This window comes from Mesorhizobium sp. XAP4 (assembly GCF_029269325.1).
Lineage (GTDB): Bacteria > Pseudomonadota > Alphaproteobacteria > Rhizobiales > Rhizobiaceae > Mesorhizobium > Mesorhizobium ciceri.
In genome coordinates, this window is sequence record NZ_JARIXW010000005.1 from 74,350 (window position 1) to 90,970 (window position 16,621).

The 16,621-nt window shown below is 63.6% G+C and carries 14 protein-coding genes; 10 read left to right on the plus strand and 4 right to left on the minus strand.

The annotated features are described in order from the left end of the window. Nucleotides 1-63: 63 nt before the first annotated feature. On the plus strand, nt 64-1,320 hold the full coding sequence (locus P3C39_RS21685) for a D-amino acid dehydrogenase (RefSeq protein ID WP_275954409.1): 1,257 nt from the start codon (nt 64-66) through the stop codon (nt 1,318-1,320). 4 nt (nt 1,321-1,324) lie between these two features. Here the strand turns inward: P3C39_RS21685 and P3C39_RS21690 are convergent, their stop codons facing one another. From P3C39_RS21690 to P3C39_RS21700, 3 genes are all read right to left on the minus strand, one after another. Further along, a complete protein-coding gene (locus P3C39_RS21690) occupies nt 1,325-3,481 on the minus strand; it encodes a phospholipase D-like domain-containing protein (RefSeq protein ID WP_275954408.1) in 2,157 nt (718 codons plus the stop codon). Continuing rightward, nucleotides 3,478-3,921 (minus strand): hypothetical protein, encoded by a 444-nt coding sequence (locus P3C39_RS21695; RefSeq protein ID WP_013529084.1) that lies wholly within the window; start codon nt 3,919-3,921, stop codon nt 3,478-3,480. The genes P3C39_RS21690 and P3C39_RS21695 overlap by 4 nt, the downstream gene beginning before the upstream one ends. 216 nt (nt 3,922-4,137) lie before the next feature. Next, on the minus strand, nt 4,138-5,019 hold the full coding sequence (locus tag P3C39_RS21700) for a LysR family transcriptional regulator (protein WP_013529085.1): 882 nt from the start codon (nt 5,017-5,019) through the stop codon (nt 4,138-4,140). Between the two features lie 218 nt (nt 5,020-5,237). Here P3C39_RS21700 and P3C39_RS21705 point away from each other — a divergent pair, with 218 nt between their 5' ends. Continuing rightward, the gene (locus P3C39_RS21705) at nt 5,238-6,734 is read left to right on the plus strand and encodes a CoA-acylating methylmalonate-semialdehyde dehydrogenase (RefSeq protein ID WP_013529086.1); all 1,497 of its coding nucleotides are present in this window, start codon (nt 5,238-5,240) and stop codon (nt 6,732-6,734) included. 315 nt (nt 6,735-7,049) lie between these two features. Beyond that, entirely contained in the window at nt 7,050-7,349 is a 300-nt protein-coding gene (locus P3C39_RS21710) for a hypothetical protein (RefSeq protein ID WP_024502890.1), read from the plus strand. Nucleotides 7,350-7,401: 52 nt separating this feature from the next. Here P3C39_RS21710 and P3C39_RS21715 read toward each other — a convergent pair whose 3' ends face one another. After that, nucleotides 7,402-8,094: a GntR family transcriptional regulator gene (locus P3C39_RS21715; protein WP_050596296.1), complete on the minus strand. Its 693-nt coding sequence runs from the start codon at nt 8,092-8,094 to the stop codon at nt 7,402-7,404. A gap of 69 nt (nt 8,095-8,163) precedes the next feature. On the opposite strand from P3C39_RS21715, the gene P3C39_RS21720 reads away from it, so the two are divergent. From P3C39_RS21720 to P3C39_RS21750, 7 genes are all read left to right on the plus strand, one after another. Beyond that, on the plus strand, nt 8,164-9,057 hold the full coding sequence (locus P3C39_RS21720; RefSeq protein WP_024502892.1) for a dihydrodipicolinate synthase family protein: 894 nt from the start codon (nt 8,164-8,166) through the stop codon (nt 9,055-9,057). Nucleotides 9,058-9,205: 148 nt separating this feature from the next. Then, the gene (locus tag P3C39_RS21725) at nt 9,206-10,438 is read left to right on the plus strand and encodes an FAD-binding oxidoreductase (RefSeq protein WP_084016357.1); all 1,233 of its coding nucleotides are present in this window, start codon (nt 9,206-9,208) and stop codon (nt 10,436-10,438) included. Nucleotides 10,439-10,470: 32 nt separating this feature from the next. Continuing rightward, the gene (locus tag P3C39_RS21730) at nt 10,471-11,472 is read left to right on the plus strand and encodes a 4-hydroxyproline epimerase (RefSeq protein WP_275954407.1); all 1,002 of its coding nucleotides are present in this window, start codon (nt 10,471-10,473) and stop codon (nt 11,470-11,472) included. Between the two features lie 334 nt (nt 11,473-11,806). Then, a complete protein-coding gene (locus tag P3C39_RS21735) occupies nt 11,807-12,709 on the plus strand; it encodes a branched-chain amino acid ABC transporter permease (RefSeq protein WP_013529092.1) in 903 nt (300 codons plus the stop codon). A 4-nt stretch (nt 12,710-12,713) separates the two neighbouring features. Further along, the gene (gene livM, locus P3C39_RS21740) at nt 12,714-14,309 is read left to right on the plus strand and encodes a high-affinity branched-chain amino acid ABC transporter permease LivM (RefSeq protein ID WP_013529093.1); all 1,596 of its coding nucleotides are present in this window, start codon (nt 12,714-12,716) and stop codon (nt 14,307-14,309) included. Further along, entirely contained in the window at nt 14,309-15,865 is a 1,557-nt protein-coding gene (locus tag P3C39_RS21745; RefSeq protein ID WP_013529094.1) for an ATP-binding cassette domain-containing protein, read from the plus strand. The genes livM and P3C39_RS21745 overlap by 1 nt, the downstream gene beginning before the upstream one ends. Next, nucleotides 15,865-16,593: an ABC transporter ATP-binding protein gene (locus P3C39_RS21750; protein ID WP_013529095.1), complete on the plus strand. Its 729-nt coding sequence runs from the start codon at nt 15,865-15,867 to the stop codon at nt 16,591-16,593. The genes P3C39_RS21745 and P3C39_RS21750 overlap by 1 nt, the downstream gene beginning before the upstream one ends. Nucleotides 16,594-16,621 lie beyond the last annotated feature (28 nt).

The window sequence follows — 16,621 nt, forward strand, 5'->3', positions numbered from 1 at the left end:
CAAATCGGAAATGCGCCGCGTCCAGGCGTCCTCAAGGGCGTGCGACGCGGCAAGGAGTGAACGATGAAGATCATGGTGCTGGGCGGCGGCGTCGTCGGAGTGACCACGGCGTACTTTCTCGCCGAGGCCGGCCACGAGGTGACGGTTCTCGACCGCCAGAAAGGCCCGGCGCTGGAAACCAGCTTCGCCAATGCCGGCGAAATTTCGCCCGGCTACGCCTCGCCCTGGGCCGGGCCCGGCATTCCGCTGAAGGCGATCAAATGGCTGCTGATGAAGCATGGCCCGCTGGTGGTGCGGCCGGCCTTCGATCCGCATATGTGGACATGGCTCATCAAGATGCTGCGCAACTGCACGGCCGAGCGCTATGCGATCAACAAGGCGCGCATGGTGCCGCTGGCCGAATACAGCCGCGATACGCTCAAGGCGCTGCGCGAAGCGACCGGCATCGCCTATGACGAGCGGACCCAGGGCACGCTGCAGCTGTTCCGGACGCAAAAGCAGCTTGACGGCACCGGCGGCGATGTCGAGGTGCTGAAGAAGTATGGCGTGCCTTACGAGATCCTCGACCAGGACGGTTGCATCGCGGCTGAGCCTGGCCTTGCCGGGGTGCGCGAAAAGTTCGTCGGCGGCCTCAGGCTGCCGCACGACGAGACCGGCGACTGCAAGATGTTCACCGACAGGCTGGCCGAGCTTTGCGTGGCGCGCGGCGTCAAGTTCGAGTACGACGTGACGATCTGGCGCGTCATCCGCAGCCGCAACCGCATTGCCAATCTCAGCACCAGCAAGGGCTGGAAGACCGCCGACGCCTATGTGATGGCGCTGGGCAGTTATTCGGCGGGTTTCATGCGCCGGGTGAAGCGGCCGATCCCGGTCTATCCGGTCAAGGGCTATTCGATCACCGTGCCGATCAAGGACGCCGCCGCGGCACCGGTCTCGACGGTGATGGACGAGACCTACAAGGTGGCGATCACCCGGCTTGGCGACCGCATCCGGGTTGGCGGCACGGCCGAGATTTCCGGCTTCGACCTCAGGCTGCACGAATCGCGGCGGCGCACGCTGGAACACTCGGTCGGCGATCTCTTTCCGGGCGCCGGCGCCATGCGGGACGCGACGTTCTGGTGCGGGCTGCGGCCGATGACGCCGGATGGCCCGCCGCTGATCGGCCGCACCGAGCTTTCCAATCTCTATCTCAACACCGGCCACGGCACGCTCGGCTGGACCATGGCTTGCGGCTCGGGCAAGGTGCTGGCCGACATCATCTCCAACCGGGTGCCTGACATCGACGTCCGCGACCTCGCGCAGGAGCGCTATCTGCGCTAGAGAGTCAGAACGCCTGCCGGACCCAGTCCTCGTCGAAAAGCAGCCGATACGCCCACGGGATCGTCACATTGGTGGCGACCGGATTGGAGTGGGCGACATAGTCGTCATAGATCGGCTTCATCCTGGTGTAGAAGGCCGGATCGAGCACCATCATGCCGTTCTCACTGTCGTGGAAGAAGCTGCGGTTGTTGAGATTGACCGACGAGATGGCGACCAGCCTTTCGTCGATCATCATGATCTTGGAATGCAGCACCACGTCAGGCGCCTTGAACTCGCGGATGTTGATGCGGTCGCCATATTTCTCGACGAACAGCTTGTTGAGCGCGGTGAGGAACTTGCCGCCGATATCGCCCTTGAGATCGATGCGGCCGACAATGTCGATCCTGACGCCGCGCGCGAGCGCCCGGTCAACAGCCTGGGCAAGCTTGGGCGTCAGGTTGAGGTAGGGATTAACGATCTGGATATGGTGCTGGGCGGCGTCGACCAACTCGACGAAATAGTCCTCCAGCGCATGGCCATCCTCGTAAGGCACCGAAATGAAGTGTCGTGCCGTGCCTGAAGGACGGGCGCCGTCGGACCGGACCGGAATGGAGAAGGGGCGCGCCAGATTGGTGTCGGCGTCGCGCAGCCACACTGTCGAAAGATGCGCGGCAAGGGTCTCGACCGTGGCCGGATCGGCGAACTCGATGTCGAAGTCGCTCCAGTTCGAATAGTAGTTCAGCGACAACCCGTCGGTCTTGCCGTATTGCTCAAGGTCTGGATAGCGCGACAGATCGATCGGCTGGTGGAACAGGAAGCCGTCATGGATGTTGCGGCCGCCGATGATGGCGCGCGACCGCCGTGGATCGTCGGCAAGCGTCGCCAGCATCTTGACGTGATGGACCTTGTGCAATTGTGAAATCTGCTCGTCGATCGGCGCGCCCCGGTCCGCCCGCCAGCGATATTCCTGCAGCCCGACATTGGGGAATTCGGCCGCCAGCCGATGCAGCATGGCGTCGTCCTTGTCGCGCTCCAGCACGTCGGTGACCAGGATGCGCACCTTGGTGCCGAGGGCTGCATGATGACGGATCAGCCGTTCGATGATGCGGCCGGAGAAGTCGGCCTTGAACTCCAGGGATGACAGATAGATCAGCTTCAGTTTTGGGGCCCTGGAGAAGTCGAGCGGCAGCTCCGGGTCGCCCTTGTCGAGGGCGCTGTCGGACAGCGGCGCTCCCATCAGCGCCTCGACCTTGGCGTTGAAGCCATCGCGCGATTTGCGCAGCAGGCGCGGCTTTCCGATCGGCAAGGCACAGGTCTGCGACAGCCAACGGCTGGCATAGAAGGCGCGGCTGAGAGGATCGAGGCCGGTTGGGTCTGGCGTCGGGCAACGCTCGTAGCGACTGTCGAAAGCGGCAAGCGCCGGATCGGCCCTCTCTTCGCGTCGGATGGTGAGCGGCGCGCCGGCCGGAGCAAGGCTGGAGCGGATTCTTGTCGCGCAGCGGTTCAGGCCGTCACTTGGAAACAGGCTGACCGTATCGTCCTCGCCGGACAGACGAAAGCGAAATGCCGTGCCGGTGGCGATGGTGCGTGAAGCGCCGCCGGCACGGATCGCCAGCGTGCCGTCGCAGACGCCTTCGATGTCGGCCGGTTGCTTGCCGGCCTGGCGCAGCACGATCTCGACGCCGCGCGCTTGCAGGCCGGAGAAATCGAAGGTCTTGGGCGCCGAAGGCCGCGCCGCCGCATCGATGTAGAGCGTCTGTCGCGACACCCGCCAGCGTCCGTCAAAATGACCCTCGCCGCTGTTGGCGTCGGCCGGCGGCAGATGCGTTTCGGCAACCGGCCCGGCCAGTTTTTGCAGCGTCCGGTAGGTCGCCTGGAAATCGCTGTTGGCGATCTCATGGCGGTCGTGGCCGAAAGGGCCGGTGCCGTTGGCGCGGTCCATGGCGCCAAGCTGATGGCGGGCGAGCAGCGCCAGGAAGCGTTTTTCGTAGTCGCTGGTGCCGGCGTCGCCGAAAAACTGCGCGGCGGCGATCCGCGGCCCAGCTGTCTCCGCGGAGAGCGCGGGTCGCGCGCAAGCGCTCTGGCCTTGCAGGAGATCGCAGGCATTGCGACCAGTACCGGCACAGCCGGCAAGGACAGCCAGCCCGAACAGAACGACGGCGATGAATGCGCGACCCTTCACCCGGCCGCTCCGGTCTTCAGGGCGCTCAATTGCGCCGGATCGCGCGGCGGCATGAAGCCCTGCGGGAAGACCTTGCAGACGGGAATGGCGAAGGTGGCGATCAGCAGTTCGGCCTCGCCGCGCATCTTGCGCGGCGTTGCGTTGTCGTCACGGATCGCTTTCGCCGAGGCGACCAGGGCGCCGTCGCAGTCGCAATGGTTGTGGCGGGCGATGTAGCAGGCATCATGCGTCTGGCAGGCCGCATCGAGGCGGTCGGCCGGCCGGGCCGATAGATCGCCGGTGCGGGTGCCGGGGCCGCAATAATTGCCGAAGACGAAAGGCGAAGGCCGCGCCATGGCGTAGCGGATCGGTTTGGGCAGTTCGGCCTCCGGAACCTTCGTCCACGGATTGGCGCAAGCGGAAACGAAAAGCAGCGGCAGGATGGCAAGAACGGCTCGCATGTCTATCCGCGCCAGCTTTCTGAAAGGTTCCCCACCCGGCGACCTGCCCGTGGCCGGCGACCGCACGCCTGATGCCACACTGGCCGGTTTTGTGGCAAGGAAAAGGCGGCACGGCCAAAGCGTATCGCGTTTGATCGGATTCATGCGATGCGCTTTAGCGTCTTAGTTTATGCATGTCGTTCGCCCAAAACCGAGATCAGTTTTGGGCGACATGCCTCAGACGAACAGGTTCCGCTCCCGCTCCACCATCTTGGTGATGAAGCTGGCGACGATCTGGACGCGGCGCAGCGGCCTGACCGATTCGTGATAGACCAGCCAGTAGGCGCGGCGGATGGGTGCCACGACATCGACCGGGACGAGTTCCGGCATCGAGCGGGCGACGAAGGTGTGCAGGATGCCGATGCCGGCGCCCGAGCGCACTGCTTCGGCCTGGCCGAGCGCCGAGGAGATGGCGAAACTGGTGCGCCAGTCCGCGCTGAATTCGGCCGCGTAATCGAGCGAAGGGCTGACAATGAGATCCGGCACATAGCCGATAAGGGTGTGCTGGCCGAGTTCGGCCGCTGTTTTGGGCAGACCATTGGCATCGACATAAGCGCGCGAGGCAAACAGGCCGAGCGAATAGTCGACCAGCTTTCCCGCCACCAGCCGGCCTTCGGTCGGCCGCTCGACAGTGATGGCGATGTCCGCCTCGCGGCGCGACAGGGAGAAGGAGCGCGGCACCGGCACCAGCTGGATCGTCAGCTCGCGGTGCAGGGCGGTCAGCGCGCCAAGGCGCTTGGCCAGGAAGGCAACGCCAAAACCGTCCGGGGCGCCGATGCGCACCGTGCCGGAAACATCGTCGCCTTCGCCTGATATGGTCGAGCGCGCGGCGATCATGTCGCCCTCCATGCGCTCGGCAATGTCGAGGAAGCGCTCGCCGGCGGGAGTCAGCTCGCTGCCGGTGGTCAGCCGGCGAAACAGCTTTGTCCGAAGCGCATCCTCGAGTGCGGCGATGCGGCGTGAGACGGTGGCGTGGTTGAGCTCCAGCCGTTTGGCGGCGCCAAGGATCTGGCCGGCACGCGCCACGGCAAGGAAGATGCGGACGTCATCCCAGTTCATGGGGATGGTCCAGATGACAATCGCTGACGCCGCGTCCTGTGGTGGGAACTCAATCTCTCAATCCCTGCTGCTATCAGACGGGGTCTCCGCATTTGCGAGAATTGATGCTCGTCCGTCAACCGCTATCTACTTTCCGCACAACGGTTGCGTTCTCCGTCGCGTTGCCATCCGCCGGCCAAAGGCGGACAATGCAGCATCACAAACAAGGGAGAGAAATCATGATCGACTATGGTCATTTCATCGGCGGCAAGCACGTCGCCGGGACCAGCGGCCGCAAGCAGGATGTCATGCAGCCGATGGACGGCTCCGTGCGCGGCACGGTGGCGCTGGCATCACAGGCGGAACTGCGCGCTGCGGTGGAGAACGCCAAGGCTGCGCAGCCGAAATGGGCCGCAACCAACCCGCAGCGTCGCGTGCGCGTGCTGATGAAGTTTCTCGAACTGGTCGCCCGCGACTATGACGAACTGGCCGACATCCTGGCGCGCGAGCACGGCAAGACGATCGCCGACGCCAAGGGCGACATCCAGCGCGGCCTCGAAGTGGTCGAAGTCTGCATCGGCGCGCCACACATGATGAAGGGTGAATTCACCGACGGCGCCGGCCCCGGCATCGACGTCTATTCGATGCGCCAGCCGCTCGGCGTCGTCGCCGGCATCACGCCGTTCAACTTCCCGGCAATGATCCCGCTGTGGAAGATCGCGCCGGCCATCGCCTGCGGCAACGCCTTCATCCTGAAGCCGTCGGAGCGCGATCCGGGCGTGCCGATGCGCATCGCCGAACTGTTCCTCGAAGCTGGCCTGCCGGCGGGCATCCTCAATGTCGTCAATGGCGACAAGGACGTGGTCGACGCCATCCTCGACGATCCCGACATCAAGGCCATCGGCTTTGTCGGCTCGACGCCGATCGCCCACTACATCTATTCGCGCGGCACGGCCGCCGGCAAGCGCGTGCAGTGCTTCGGCGGCGCCAAGAACCACATGATCATCATGCCCGATGCCGACATGGACCAGACGGTCGACGCGCTGATCGGCGCCGGCTACGGCTCGGCCGGCGAACGCTGCATGGCGATCTCGGTTGCCGTCCCGGTCGGCAACGACACCGCCAACCGGCTGATGGAAAAGCTGATCCCGCGCGTCGAAAGCCTGAAGGTCGGTCCTTCGACCGACTCTTCCGCCGATTTCGGCCCGCTGGTGACGCGCCAAGCCTTGGAGCGGGTCAAGGGCTATGTCGACACCGGCGTCAAGGAAGGCGCCAAGCTGGTCGTCGACGGCCGCGGCTTCTCCATGCAGGGCTATGAAGACGGCTACTATATGGGCGGCTGCCTGTTCGACAACGTCACCGCGGACATGCGCATCTACAAGGAAGAGATCTTTGGGCCGGTGCTGTCGGTTGTGCGCGCGCCGACCTATGAGAGCGCGATCAAGCTCGCCAACGACCATGAGATGGGCAATGGCGTCGCCATCTTCACTCGTGACGGCGATGCCGCGCGCGATTTCGCAAGCCGTGTCCAGGTCGGCATGGTCGGCATCAATGTGCCGATCCCGGTGCCGATCGCCTACTACACCTTCGGCGGTTGGAAGGCGTCTTCCTTCGGCGACCTCAACCAGCACGGCCCGGACGCGTTCCGTTTCTACACCAAGACCAAGACGGTGACCTCGCGCTGGCCGTCCGGGATCAAGGACGGTGCCGAATTCGTCATCCCGACGATGAACTAACCGGACGATTTCCTGGTTGCGCGTCCTCGCCTTCGGCTGCGGTCGCGCGGGCAGGCATCAAGGACGGTGCCGAATTCGTCATCCCGACGATGAACTGACCGGACAACAGATTGATTTTGAATTTGAGGCCCGGGCGCTCGCGCCCGGGCTTTTTTGCAGTCCGGCGACGACCCTATCTGCGTGAACGCTAATGTGATGGAACCAAGTGGGCATCTGCCGTCTTGGTTTGCAGTCCTGCCGCAAGGAGGTACGGCAGATCAAGCAACGGCGCTGGCGACAGCTTCGGGGACATCGTCTGGCGCAAGGAGGTGTCAGATGACCCGTCTTGTGGCAACGCTATTTTTCGCGGCGGTTTCCGCGTTTGCCGCCGTCCCGGCGATGGCGGAGCAATGCGCAGCCCGTGCGGATATGATCAAAGCGCTCGGGGAAAAATTCCACGAAAGCGAGGCTGCGCGCGGCCTGGTCAACCCGAGCGTCATTCTTGAGATATTCGTCTCCGACCAGGGCACCTGGACGATCCTTGCCACCGACACGCATGGTCAGAGCTGCGTCATCACGGCGGGCGAAGGCTGGGACGGTTCGTTGATGGCGGCGGCTGCCTTGCCAGGGACCTGATCCGAGCTTCGAGGAAGCACCGGCGACGAAAGCGCATCGGATTAAAAGACGTTCAGCGCGTCGCCGCCGTTTCGGCGTGGCCGCGCAGCAGCGCCATCAGGCGTTTGGCATCCTTGGCCGCGGCCTCCTCGTCGCCGGCAAGGATCGAGCGGATCAGCGCGACATGGTGCTCGGCGGATTCGGCAAGACCGGTCTCGGCCTTGTAGCGGAACCAGAAGCGGCGGCTGTGGGTCTGCAACGGGGCGGCCAAACGGGCGGCGAAGGGATTGTCGGCAGCCAGCGCCAACGCTTCGTCAAGTGCCTTGTCGGCCTGAATGAAGGCAAGCACGTTGCCCGAGATCACCGCTTTCTGCATGGCAAGCGCTGCTTCGTGAAACAGGTCGGCGGCCTCGCGGGTGACGAAGCGGGCGGCCGAGCGGGCCAGCACCACCTCGACGCCGCGACGCGCATCGAGCACGCGCAGCCAGTCGCCGGGATGCAGCGGGGCGATGGCGATGCCCGCGCGCGGCCTGATGTCGAGCAGCCCTTCCCAGGCCAGCCGCTGGATCGCCTCGCGCACCGGTGTCCTGCCAAGCCCGAGCCTGTCGATCAGGGCGCCCTCGGTGACGAAGCTTGCCGGGGCCAGTTCGAGCGTGACGATCATGTGCTCGAGCACATGGTAGGCCCTGGTCGCGGCCGGCTCCGCCGAGGTGCTTGCTGCCGTGGATATCAAATGCGCTCTCCTGATATATCTTGAATATATCATAACGGATTCCGCATTGACAGCGGGTTTGTTAATAGATATACCAGTGATATATCAGATGGAGAGATGATCATGTGGACCGGAGTTTTTCCTGCCGTCACGACCAAATTCACCGCGGATGATCGCCTCGATCATGCCGAGATGGAGCGTTGCTTCAACCTGCAGATGGAAGCTGGCTGCGACGGCATCATCGTTTGCGGATCGCTCGGCGAGGGGCCGATGCTGTCGCCCGATGAGAAGATCGAGGTGCTGAAGACCGCACAAAAGGTCGCCGGCAAGAAGCCGGTGCTGCTGACGGTCAACGAGGCCGGCACACGCGAGGCGGCCAGCATCGCCAAGCGCGCGAGCCGGGAAGGCGCCAACGGCCTGATGGTCGTGCCGAGCCCGATCTACCACACCAATGCGGAAGAGACGGTCGCGGCGCTGCGCGCGGTCGCGCAGGCTGGCGACCTGCCGGTCATGATCTACTCCAACCGGCTTGCCTACCGCGTCGACGTCAGCGTCGACCAGATGGAGGAGCTGGCGTCGGACGAGCGCTTTGTCGCGATCAAGGAATCCTCCGACGACATCCGTCGTTCGACCGAGATCATCAATCGCCTGGGCACTCGCTACGACCTGTTCACCGGCGTCGACAATCTGGCCTTCGAGGCGCTGTCGGTCGGCGCCATCGGTTGGGTGGCCGGACTGGTCACCGCGTTCCCGCGCGAGACGGTCGCCATCTACCAGCTGATGAAGCAGGGTCGCCGCGAAGAGGCGCTCGGCATCTACCGCTGGTTCCGGCCGCTGCTCGATCTCGACGTCTCGACCTATCTGGTCCAAAACATCAAGCTTGCCGAAGTGTTCGCGATCAACACAAATGACCGCGTTCGTATGCCGCGACAGCCGCTGTCTGGCGATCGCCGCAAGTCCGTCGAGAAGATCGTCAAGGATGCGCTCGCGGTGCGGCCGACACTGCCGCAGTTCTGAGGCTTCTTCTTCCTGTTCGCAGGGAGAAGATGGTGGCAGCCAGATAAGGGGCAGCGCCCACGTGCAAGGAAATTCCAAGTCGACAGAAGCGGGGCGCAGCCCCTCATCCGCCCTTCGGGCGCCTTCTCCCCGTGAACGGGGAGAAGGGTTGGACATAGCCATCGTCGGTGGCGGCATCATCGGTATCTGTGCCGCTGCTTCTCTCGCTGAGGCGGGACGCAGGGTCACCGTCTTCGATCGCACAGGCATTTGCGAGGAGACGAGCTCGGGCAATGCCGCCGCCTTCGCCTTCTCCGACGTGCTGCCGCTGGCGCACAAGGGCATGATGCGGCAGCTGCCGAAATGGCTGGCCGATCCGCTCGGCCCGCTCAGCATCCCGCCCGCCTACCTGCCGACGCTTCTGCCCTGGCTGATCCGCTTCTGGCGCGCCGGTGCGCCGGGGAAATACGAGGCGAGCCTTGCCGCTCAAGCAGGCATGATGAAGCTTGCCGAGGCGGAGTGGATGGGCTTGCTCGATCGCTCCGGCACGCGGTCGATGCTGCGCGAGGATGGCTCGCTCGAGCTTTACGAAAGCGAAGCCGAATTTCAGGCCGGGCTGCCCGGCTGGGCGGCGCGTAAGCGTTTCGGCATCGGTTTCCGCCACGTCGAGGGCGAGGAACTGGCCGCCTTGCAGCCGGGGCTGTCGCCGCGCTTCATCAAAGGCACATTCGTGCCGGGATGGAAGACGGTCGCCGACCCGAAACTGCTGGGCAAAGCGGTGTGGACCTATGCGCAGGCCAAGGGCGCTCGCTTTGAGCTGGTCCGGATCAGCCAAGTCGCGGCGGATCAGGATGGAGCGACGCTGACGTTGGCAGACGGCACGACCAGACAGGCCCGGCACCTCGTCGTCGCCGCCGGCGCCTGGTCGCATCTGCTAGCGAAGCAACTCGGCGATCGCATTCCGCTGGAGACCGAGCGCGGCTACAACACCACCTTGCCCACGAGTGCCTTCGACGTGAAGCGGATGCTGATCTTCTCCGGCCATGGTTTCGTCGTCACGCCGCTCGAAACGGGCCTGCGCGTCGGCGGCGCCGTCGAACTCGGCGGCATCGAGCGGCCGCCCAATTATGCCAGGTCGAAGGCGCTGCTGCAGAAGGCACAGAAATTCCTGCCGGGGCTCGATCTCTCGGGCGGGCGCGAATGGATGGGGTTCCGCCCCTCGCTGCCGGATTCAGTGCCCGTCATCGGCGGCGCGCCGGGAAAGCGGTCGGTGGTCTATGCCTTCGGCCATGGCCATCTCGGCCTGACCCAGGCGGCGGCCACCGGACGGTTGATCAGGGATCTTGTCCTGGGGCAGACTCCGCCGATCGATCTGGCCCCCTTCAGTCCGCAACGATTTTGATTTTTTCGGGTTTTTGATTTTCGAGGAGCGTCATGGCCAAGAAATCCTTCTTCTGCATAGACGGCCACACCTGCGGCAATCCTGTGCGGCTGGTCGCCGGCGGCGGCCCGCTGTTGCAGGGCGCGACGATGATGGAGCGGCGTGCGCATTTTCTGGCCGAGTATGACTGGATCCGCACCGGGCTGATGTTCGAGCCGCGCGGCCACGACGGGATGTCCGGTTCGATCCTCTATCCGCCGACGCGCGAGGATTGCGACATCGCCATCCTGTTCATCGAAACCTCCGGCTGCCTGCCGATGTGCGGCCATGGCACGATCGGTACGGTGACGATGGCCATCGAGCACGGACTGATCAAACCAAAGACGCCGGGCGTGCTCAGGCTCGACACGCCGGCCGGGCTGGTCGTCGCCGAATACAAGCAGGTCGGCGACTATGTCGAGGAGGTGCGCATCACCAATGTGCCATCCTTCCTCCATGCCGAGGGGCTGACGGTCGAATGCCCTGGGCTCGGTGAAATCACCGTCGACGTCGCCTATGGCGGCAACTTCTACGCCATCGTCGAACCGCAGGAGAACTATCGCGACATGGCCGATCATTCGGCGGGCGACTTCATCGCCTGGAGCCCGGTGGTGCGGCAGCGGCTCAACGAGAAATATTCCTTCGTGCATCCGGAAAATCCTGGCATCAACCGGCTGTCGCACATGCTGTGGACCGGTGCGCCGACGGTGGATGAGGCGGATGCCCGCAATGCCGTGTTCTACGGCGACAAGGCGATCGACCGCTCGCCCTGCGGCACCGGCACCTCGGCGCGCATGGCGCAGCTTCATGCCAAGGGCAAACTCAAGGCCGGAGACAGCTTCGTGCATGAATCGATCATCGGTTCGCTGTTCAAGGGCAAGGTCGAAAAGGATGTCAGCGTGGCCGGCAAGCCGGCCATCATTCCCTCGATCGGCGGCTGGGCGCGGATGACCGGACTGAACACCATCTTCATCGACGACCGCGACCCGTTCGCGCACGGGTTTGTTGTCAAGTGATGGGAATCCTGACCTTGCGGAAAGCAACGACCTGAAAAATGGATCGTGCCAAAAACGCAAGGATTCCTTTCATCACCTAATTTTGACGGCGATTTCTTCGAAACGGGGCGCATGATGCGGTCGAATCGTCAAAGACATTGCGTTATGCCAATGGTAGGTTCCGCGATAGTCCAGGGGTCGGATGATGGAAAACGGGCAATCGGGCGGCGCGCTTCGAAAACACGCATGACGATTGAAAAATGACGTTGCAATCCGGGCTCGAAACTTTACGACTAGGGGAAATACGAAAAGGAATGCGTCTGCATGGGCGACATTCCAGGGGAGCCATGTACACATGCAGTACTTTGTCCAGCAGCTTATCAACGGGCTGACGCTGGGATCGATCTATGGGCTGATCGCGATCGGCTACACGATGGTCTACGGCATCATCGGTATGATCAATTTCGCCCATGGCGACATCTTCATGGTGGGTGCCTTCACGGCACTGATCGTCTTCCTCGCCCTTGGCGCGCTGTTCTATTCCGTGCCGGTTGTGCTGGCGCTGCTGATCATGATGATCGTGGCGATGCTGCTCACCAGCCTCTACAACTGGACGATCGAAAAGGTGGCCTACCGGCCGCTGCGCGGTTCGTTCCGACTGGCCCCGCTGATCACTGCCATCGGCATGTCGATCGCGCTGTCGAACTTCGTCCAGGTGACGCAGGGTCCCCGCAACAAGCCGATCCCGCCGATGGTCAGCCAGGTTTACAACATCAACGGCATCAGCGTGTCGCTGAAGCAGATCATCATCGTCGTCGTCACGGCGCTGCTGCTGGCGCTGTTCTGGTATCTGGTCAACAAGACCTCGCTTGGACGAGCGCAACGGGCCTGTGAGCAGGACCGCAAGATGGCGGCGCTGCTCGGCATCGATGTCGACCGTACCATCTCGATCACCTTCATCATGGGTGCGGCCCTTGCCGCGGTCGCCGGCACTTTGTTCCTGATGTATTACGGCGTCATTGCCTTCTCGGATGGTTTCACGCCGGGCGTGAAAGCCTTCACGGCGGCGGTGCTGGGCGGCATCGGTTCGCTGCCGGGCGCGGTGGTCGGCGGGCTGATGATCGGCTTCATCGAGAGCATGTGGTCGGCCTATTTCTCGATCGACTACAAGGATGTCGCGGCGTTCTCGATCCTGGCCATCGTGCTGATCTTCCTGCCTTCCGGCATATTGGGCCGGCCAGAAGTCGAAAAGGTCTGAGACTATGGCCGTCACCGTATCTCCGGAGCGCGACACCGTCGCCACCCCCATGCAGCGCGCATTGCGTGAGGCGCTCTATGCCGCTGCCATATCGTTTGGCCTGTTCGTGCTGTTCATCGGCCTGAAGACCGGCCAGAACATTTCCAATGAACTGGTCCTGACGACACGCTGGGGCCTGCTTGCCGCCGTGGTTATCGCCACGGCTGTCGGGCGCTTCCTCTATGTCGCCTATGGACAGCCCTTCCTGGCCAACCAGAAGATCACCGACGTCGCCACCGGCCTGCTGCCGGCCAGCGTGGCGTCACGCTTCTTCCAGTTGCCGGCCTTCATCGTGGCCTTGGTCGCGGCGGTGGTGTTGTTTGCGGTCAACAGCTCTCTCGTCGGATGGGTGGGAGCGGAGCCGGCGGGCTATCTGCAGTTCCTGCGCGCCTTGTCGGTCATCTATGTGCTGGCCTGCGTGATCTATTATTTCCGCGGCTTCATTCATGCCAACTTCACCAAACTCGGCATTGCCGCGCTGATCCTCTATCCGATCCTGGTGGTGGCGATCCTGTCGCTGATGTCCTGGTCGTTCGTCGGCGGACTGCAAGGCTCGCTGAAATGGGTCGACAATTTCGGCATCCAGATCCTGATCTATGTGATGCTGGCCTGGGGCCTGAACATTGTCGTTGGCCTCGCCGGCCTGCTCGACCTCGGTTATGTCGCCTTCTACGCGGTCGGCGCTTATGCCTATGCGCTGCTCGGCACGCAGTACGGCCTGTCGTTCTGGATCCTTTTGCCGGCCGCCGGCGCGATGGCCGCCTTCTGGGGCGTGCTGCTCGGTTTCCCGGTGCTGCGCCTGCGCGGCGATTACCTGGCGATCGTCACCTTGGCTTTCGGTGAGATCATCCGCCTGGTGCTGATCAACTGGCGGGAGGTCACCAACGGTTCAGCCGGTATTTCCGGCATCCCGAAGGTCACCTTCTTCGGCCTGATGACCTTCAACGTGTCGGACCCCAATTACGTCGCCAAGGTGCTGCATCTGGCGACATCGAGCGCCTACTACAAGATCTTCCTCTATTACCTGATCCTGGCGCTGGCGCTGCTGACAGCCTTCGTCACCATCCGGCTGCGGCGCATGCCGGTCGGCCGTGCCTGGGAAGCGTTGCGCGAGGACGAGATCGCCTGCCGCTCGCTCGGCATCAACACCACCACCACGAAGCTTACGGCCTTTGCCACGGGTGCGATGTTCGGCGGCTTCGCCGGCGCATTCTTCGCCGCACGGCAGGGCTTCGTCAGCCCGGAATCCTTCGTCTTCCTGGAATCGGCCATCATCCTGGCCATCGTGGTTCTCGGTGGCATGGGCTCGCTGGTCGGCATAGCGGTCGCCGCAATGGTGATGATCGGCGGCACCGAGGCGTTGCGCGAACTCGACTTCCTCAAGCAGGTCTTCGGACCGGACTTCACACCGGAACTCTACCGCATGCTGCTGTTCGGCATGGCCATGGTCATCGTCATGCTGTGGAAGCCGCGCGGCTTCGTCGGCAGTCGTGAACCAACCGCCTTCCTGAAGGAGCGAAAGGCCGTCTCAAGCTCCTTCACCAAGGAAGGACACGGCTGATGAATGCGAACCCTGTTCAGAAAGCCGCTTCGGGCATGAACGACGCTATCCTTCAGGTCGATCATCTGTCGATGAAGTTCGGTGGCCTGGTGGCCATCGGGGATCTGTCTTTCGCCGCCAAGCGCGGCGAGATCACCGCGCTGATCGGCCCCAACGGCGCCGGCAAGACCACGGTGTTCAATTGCATCACCGGCTTCTACAAGCCCTCGGAAGGCATGATCACGCTCAACCGGAACGATGGTTCGACCTTCCTGCTCGAGCGGCTACCCAACCATGAAATCCCGGCGCGCGCCAAGGTGGCGCGCACCTTCCAGAACATCCGCCTGTTCTCCGGCATGACCCTGCTGGAGAACCTGCTGGTCGCCCAGCACAACAAACTGATGAAGGCATCGGGCTACACGGTGCTTGGCCTGTTCGGCTTCAGTGGCTATCGCAAGGCCTCGGCCGAATCGGTGGAGCTCGCCAAGCATTGGCTGGAAAAGGCCGATCTTGTCGACCGTGCCGACGACCCGGCCGGCGACCTGCCCTATGGCGCGCAGCGCCGTCTCGAGATCGCTCGCGCCATGTGCACGGGACCCGAGCTTCTGTGCCTCGACGAGCCGGCGGCCGGCCTCAATCCGAAGGAATCGGCGGCGCTCAATGAGCTGCTGATCGACATCAAGAACACATCCGGCGCCTCGATCCTGTTGATCGAGCACGACATGTCGGTGGTCATGCAGATCTCCGACCATGTCGTGGTGCTGGAGTATGGCCGCAAGATCTCCGACGGCAGTCCGCAGTCGGTGCGCACCGATCCGCGCGTCATCGCCGCCTATCTCGGCGTCGACGACGAGGAAGTCGAAGCGGTCCTTACCGAAGTCGGCGACGAAGATGTCATCGAACAGCTCGATACGGGGCCGGATGCCGCGCACGGTCCGGGAACATCGTCGTCCTATCTCGCCGGGCCGGTGACCGACACGGTAGGCCATAGTTCGGGCGAGCGGGTTACGGTGGCCAAGGGAGCGTCAAAGGCCGGTCAGGTCGACGCCAGGTCGCTCGCCGCGGCAAACAAGGCAGCCTCGCAGGCAGCCGTGCCGCCGGCGAAGGCAAAGCCTGCTCCGAAAGCGACGTCGAAGGCGGCAACCGGCACGGCGGCGAAGTCGACCGCATCCGCCAAGCCTGCGGCGAAGACTGGAGAGATCTCCAACCGGCTGGCTGCGCCTCGCGGCGGCAAGGCCGACAATTTGACCCGCATAAAGGGCATCGGTACGGTCAACGAGAAGAAGCTCAACGATCACGGCATCTTCCACTTCGACCAGATCGGCGCCTGGAAAAAGGCCGACGTCGAGGCCGCCGAAGCCTATCTTGCTTTTGACGGACGTATCGCGCGCGAGGAATGGGTCAAACAGGCTAGGCTGCTCGGCCAGGGCAGGGACACGGAATTTTCGCGCCGCGTCGATGCGGGCAAGGTGGCGACGAGCCATGCTTCCGCAAAGACTGCAAAGGCAGCCTCCGGAAAGACCGCGAGCAAGACCGCTGCCAAGCCCGTGGCGGGCAAGCGTGGAGGGGGCAAGTGATGGCCGCGACAACGCTGCTCGATATCAAGGGCGTGCAGACCTATTACGGCAACATCCGGGCGCTGAACGGCGTCGATGTCACCGTCAAGCAGGGTGAGATCGTGGCGCTGATCGGTGCCAATGGCGCCGGCAAGTCGACGCTGATGATGACTATTTTCGGTGCGCCGCGGGCTCGCGCCGGGACTATCACCTTTGCCGGCACCGACATAACCCAGATGCCGACGCACGAGATCGCGCGCATGCGCATTGCCCAATCGCCCGAGGGCCGGCGGATCTTTCCGCGCATGACGGTGATGGAAAACCTGCAGATGGGCGCCAGCCTCGACAACCTCAAGCACTATGACGAGGACGTCGAGAAGGTGTTCACGCTGTTCCCGCGTTTGAAGGAGCGCATCACCCAGCGCGGTGGCACGCTGTCGGGCGGTGAGCAGCAGATGCTGTCGATCGGACGCGCGCTGATGGCACGGCCGAAGCTGCTTTTGCTCGACGAGCCGTCGCTGGGTCTCGCGCCGCTGATCGTCAAACAGATCTTCGACGCCATCCGCGAACTGAACCGCACCCAGGGGCTGACCGTGTTCCTGGTCGAGCAGAACGCCTTCGGCGCGCTCAAGCTCGCCACGCGCGGCTACGTCATGGTCAACGGCAATGTGACGATGAGCGGTACCGGCAAGGAACTGCTCGCCAATCCGGAAGTGCGCGCCGCCTATCTCGAGGGCGGACACCACTGAGTTCGAAGCGGAATGCGTGCACCGCTAT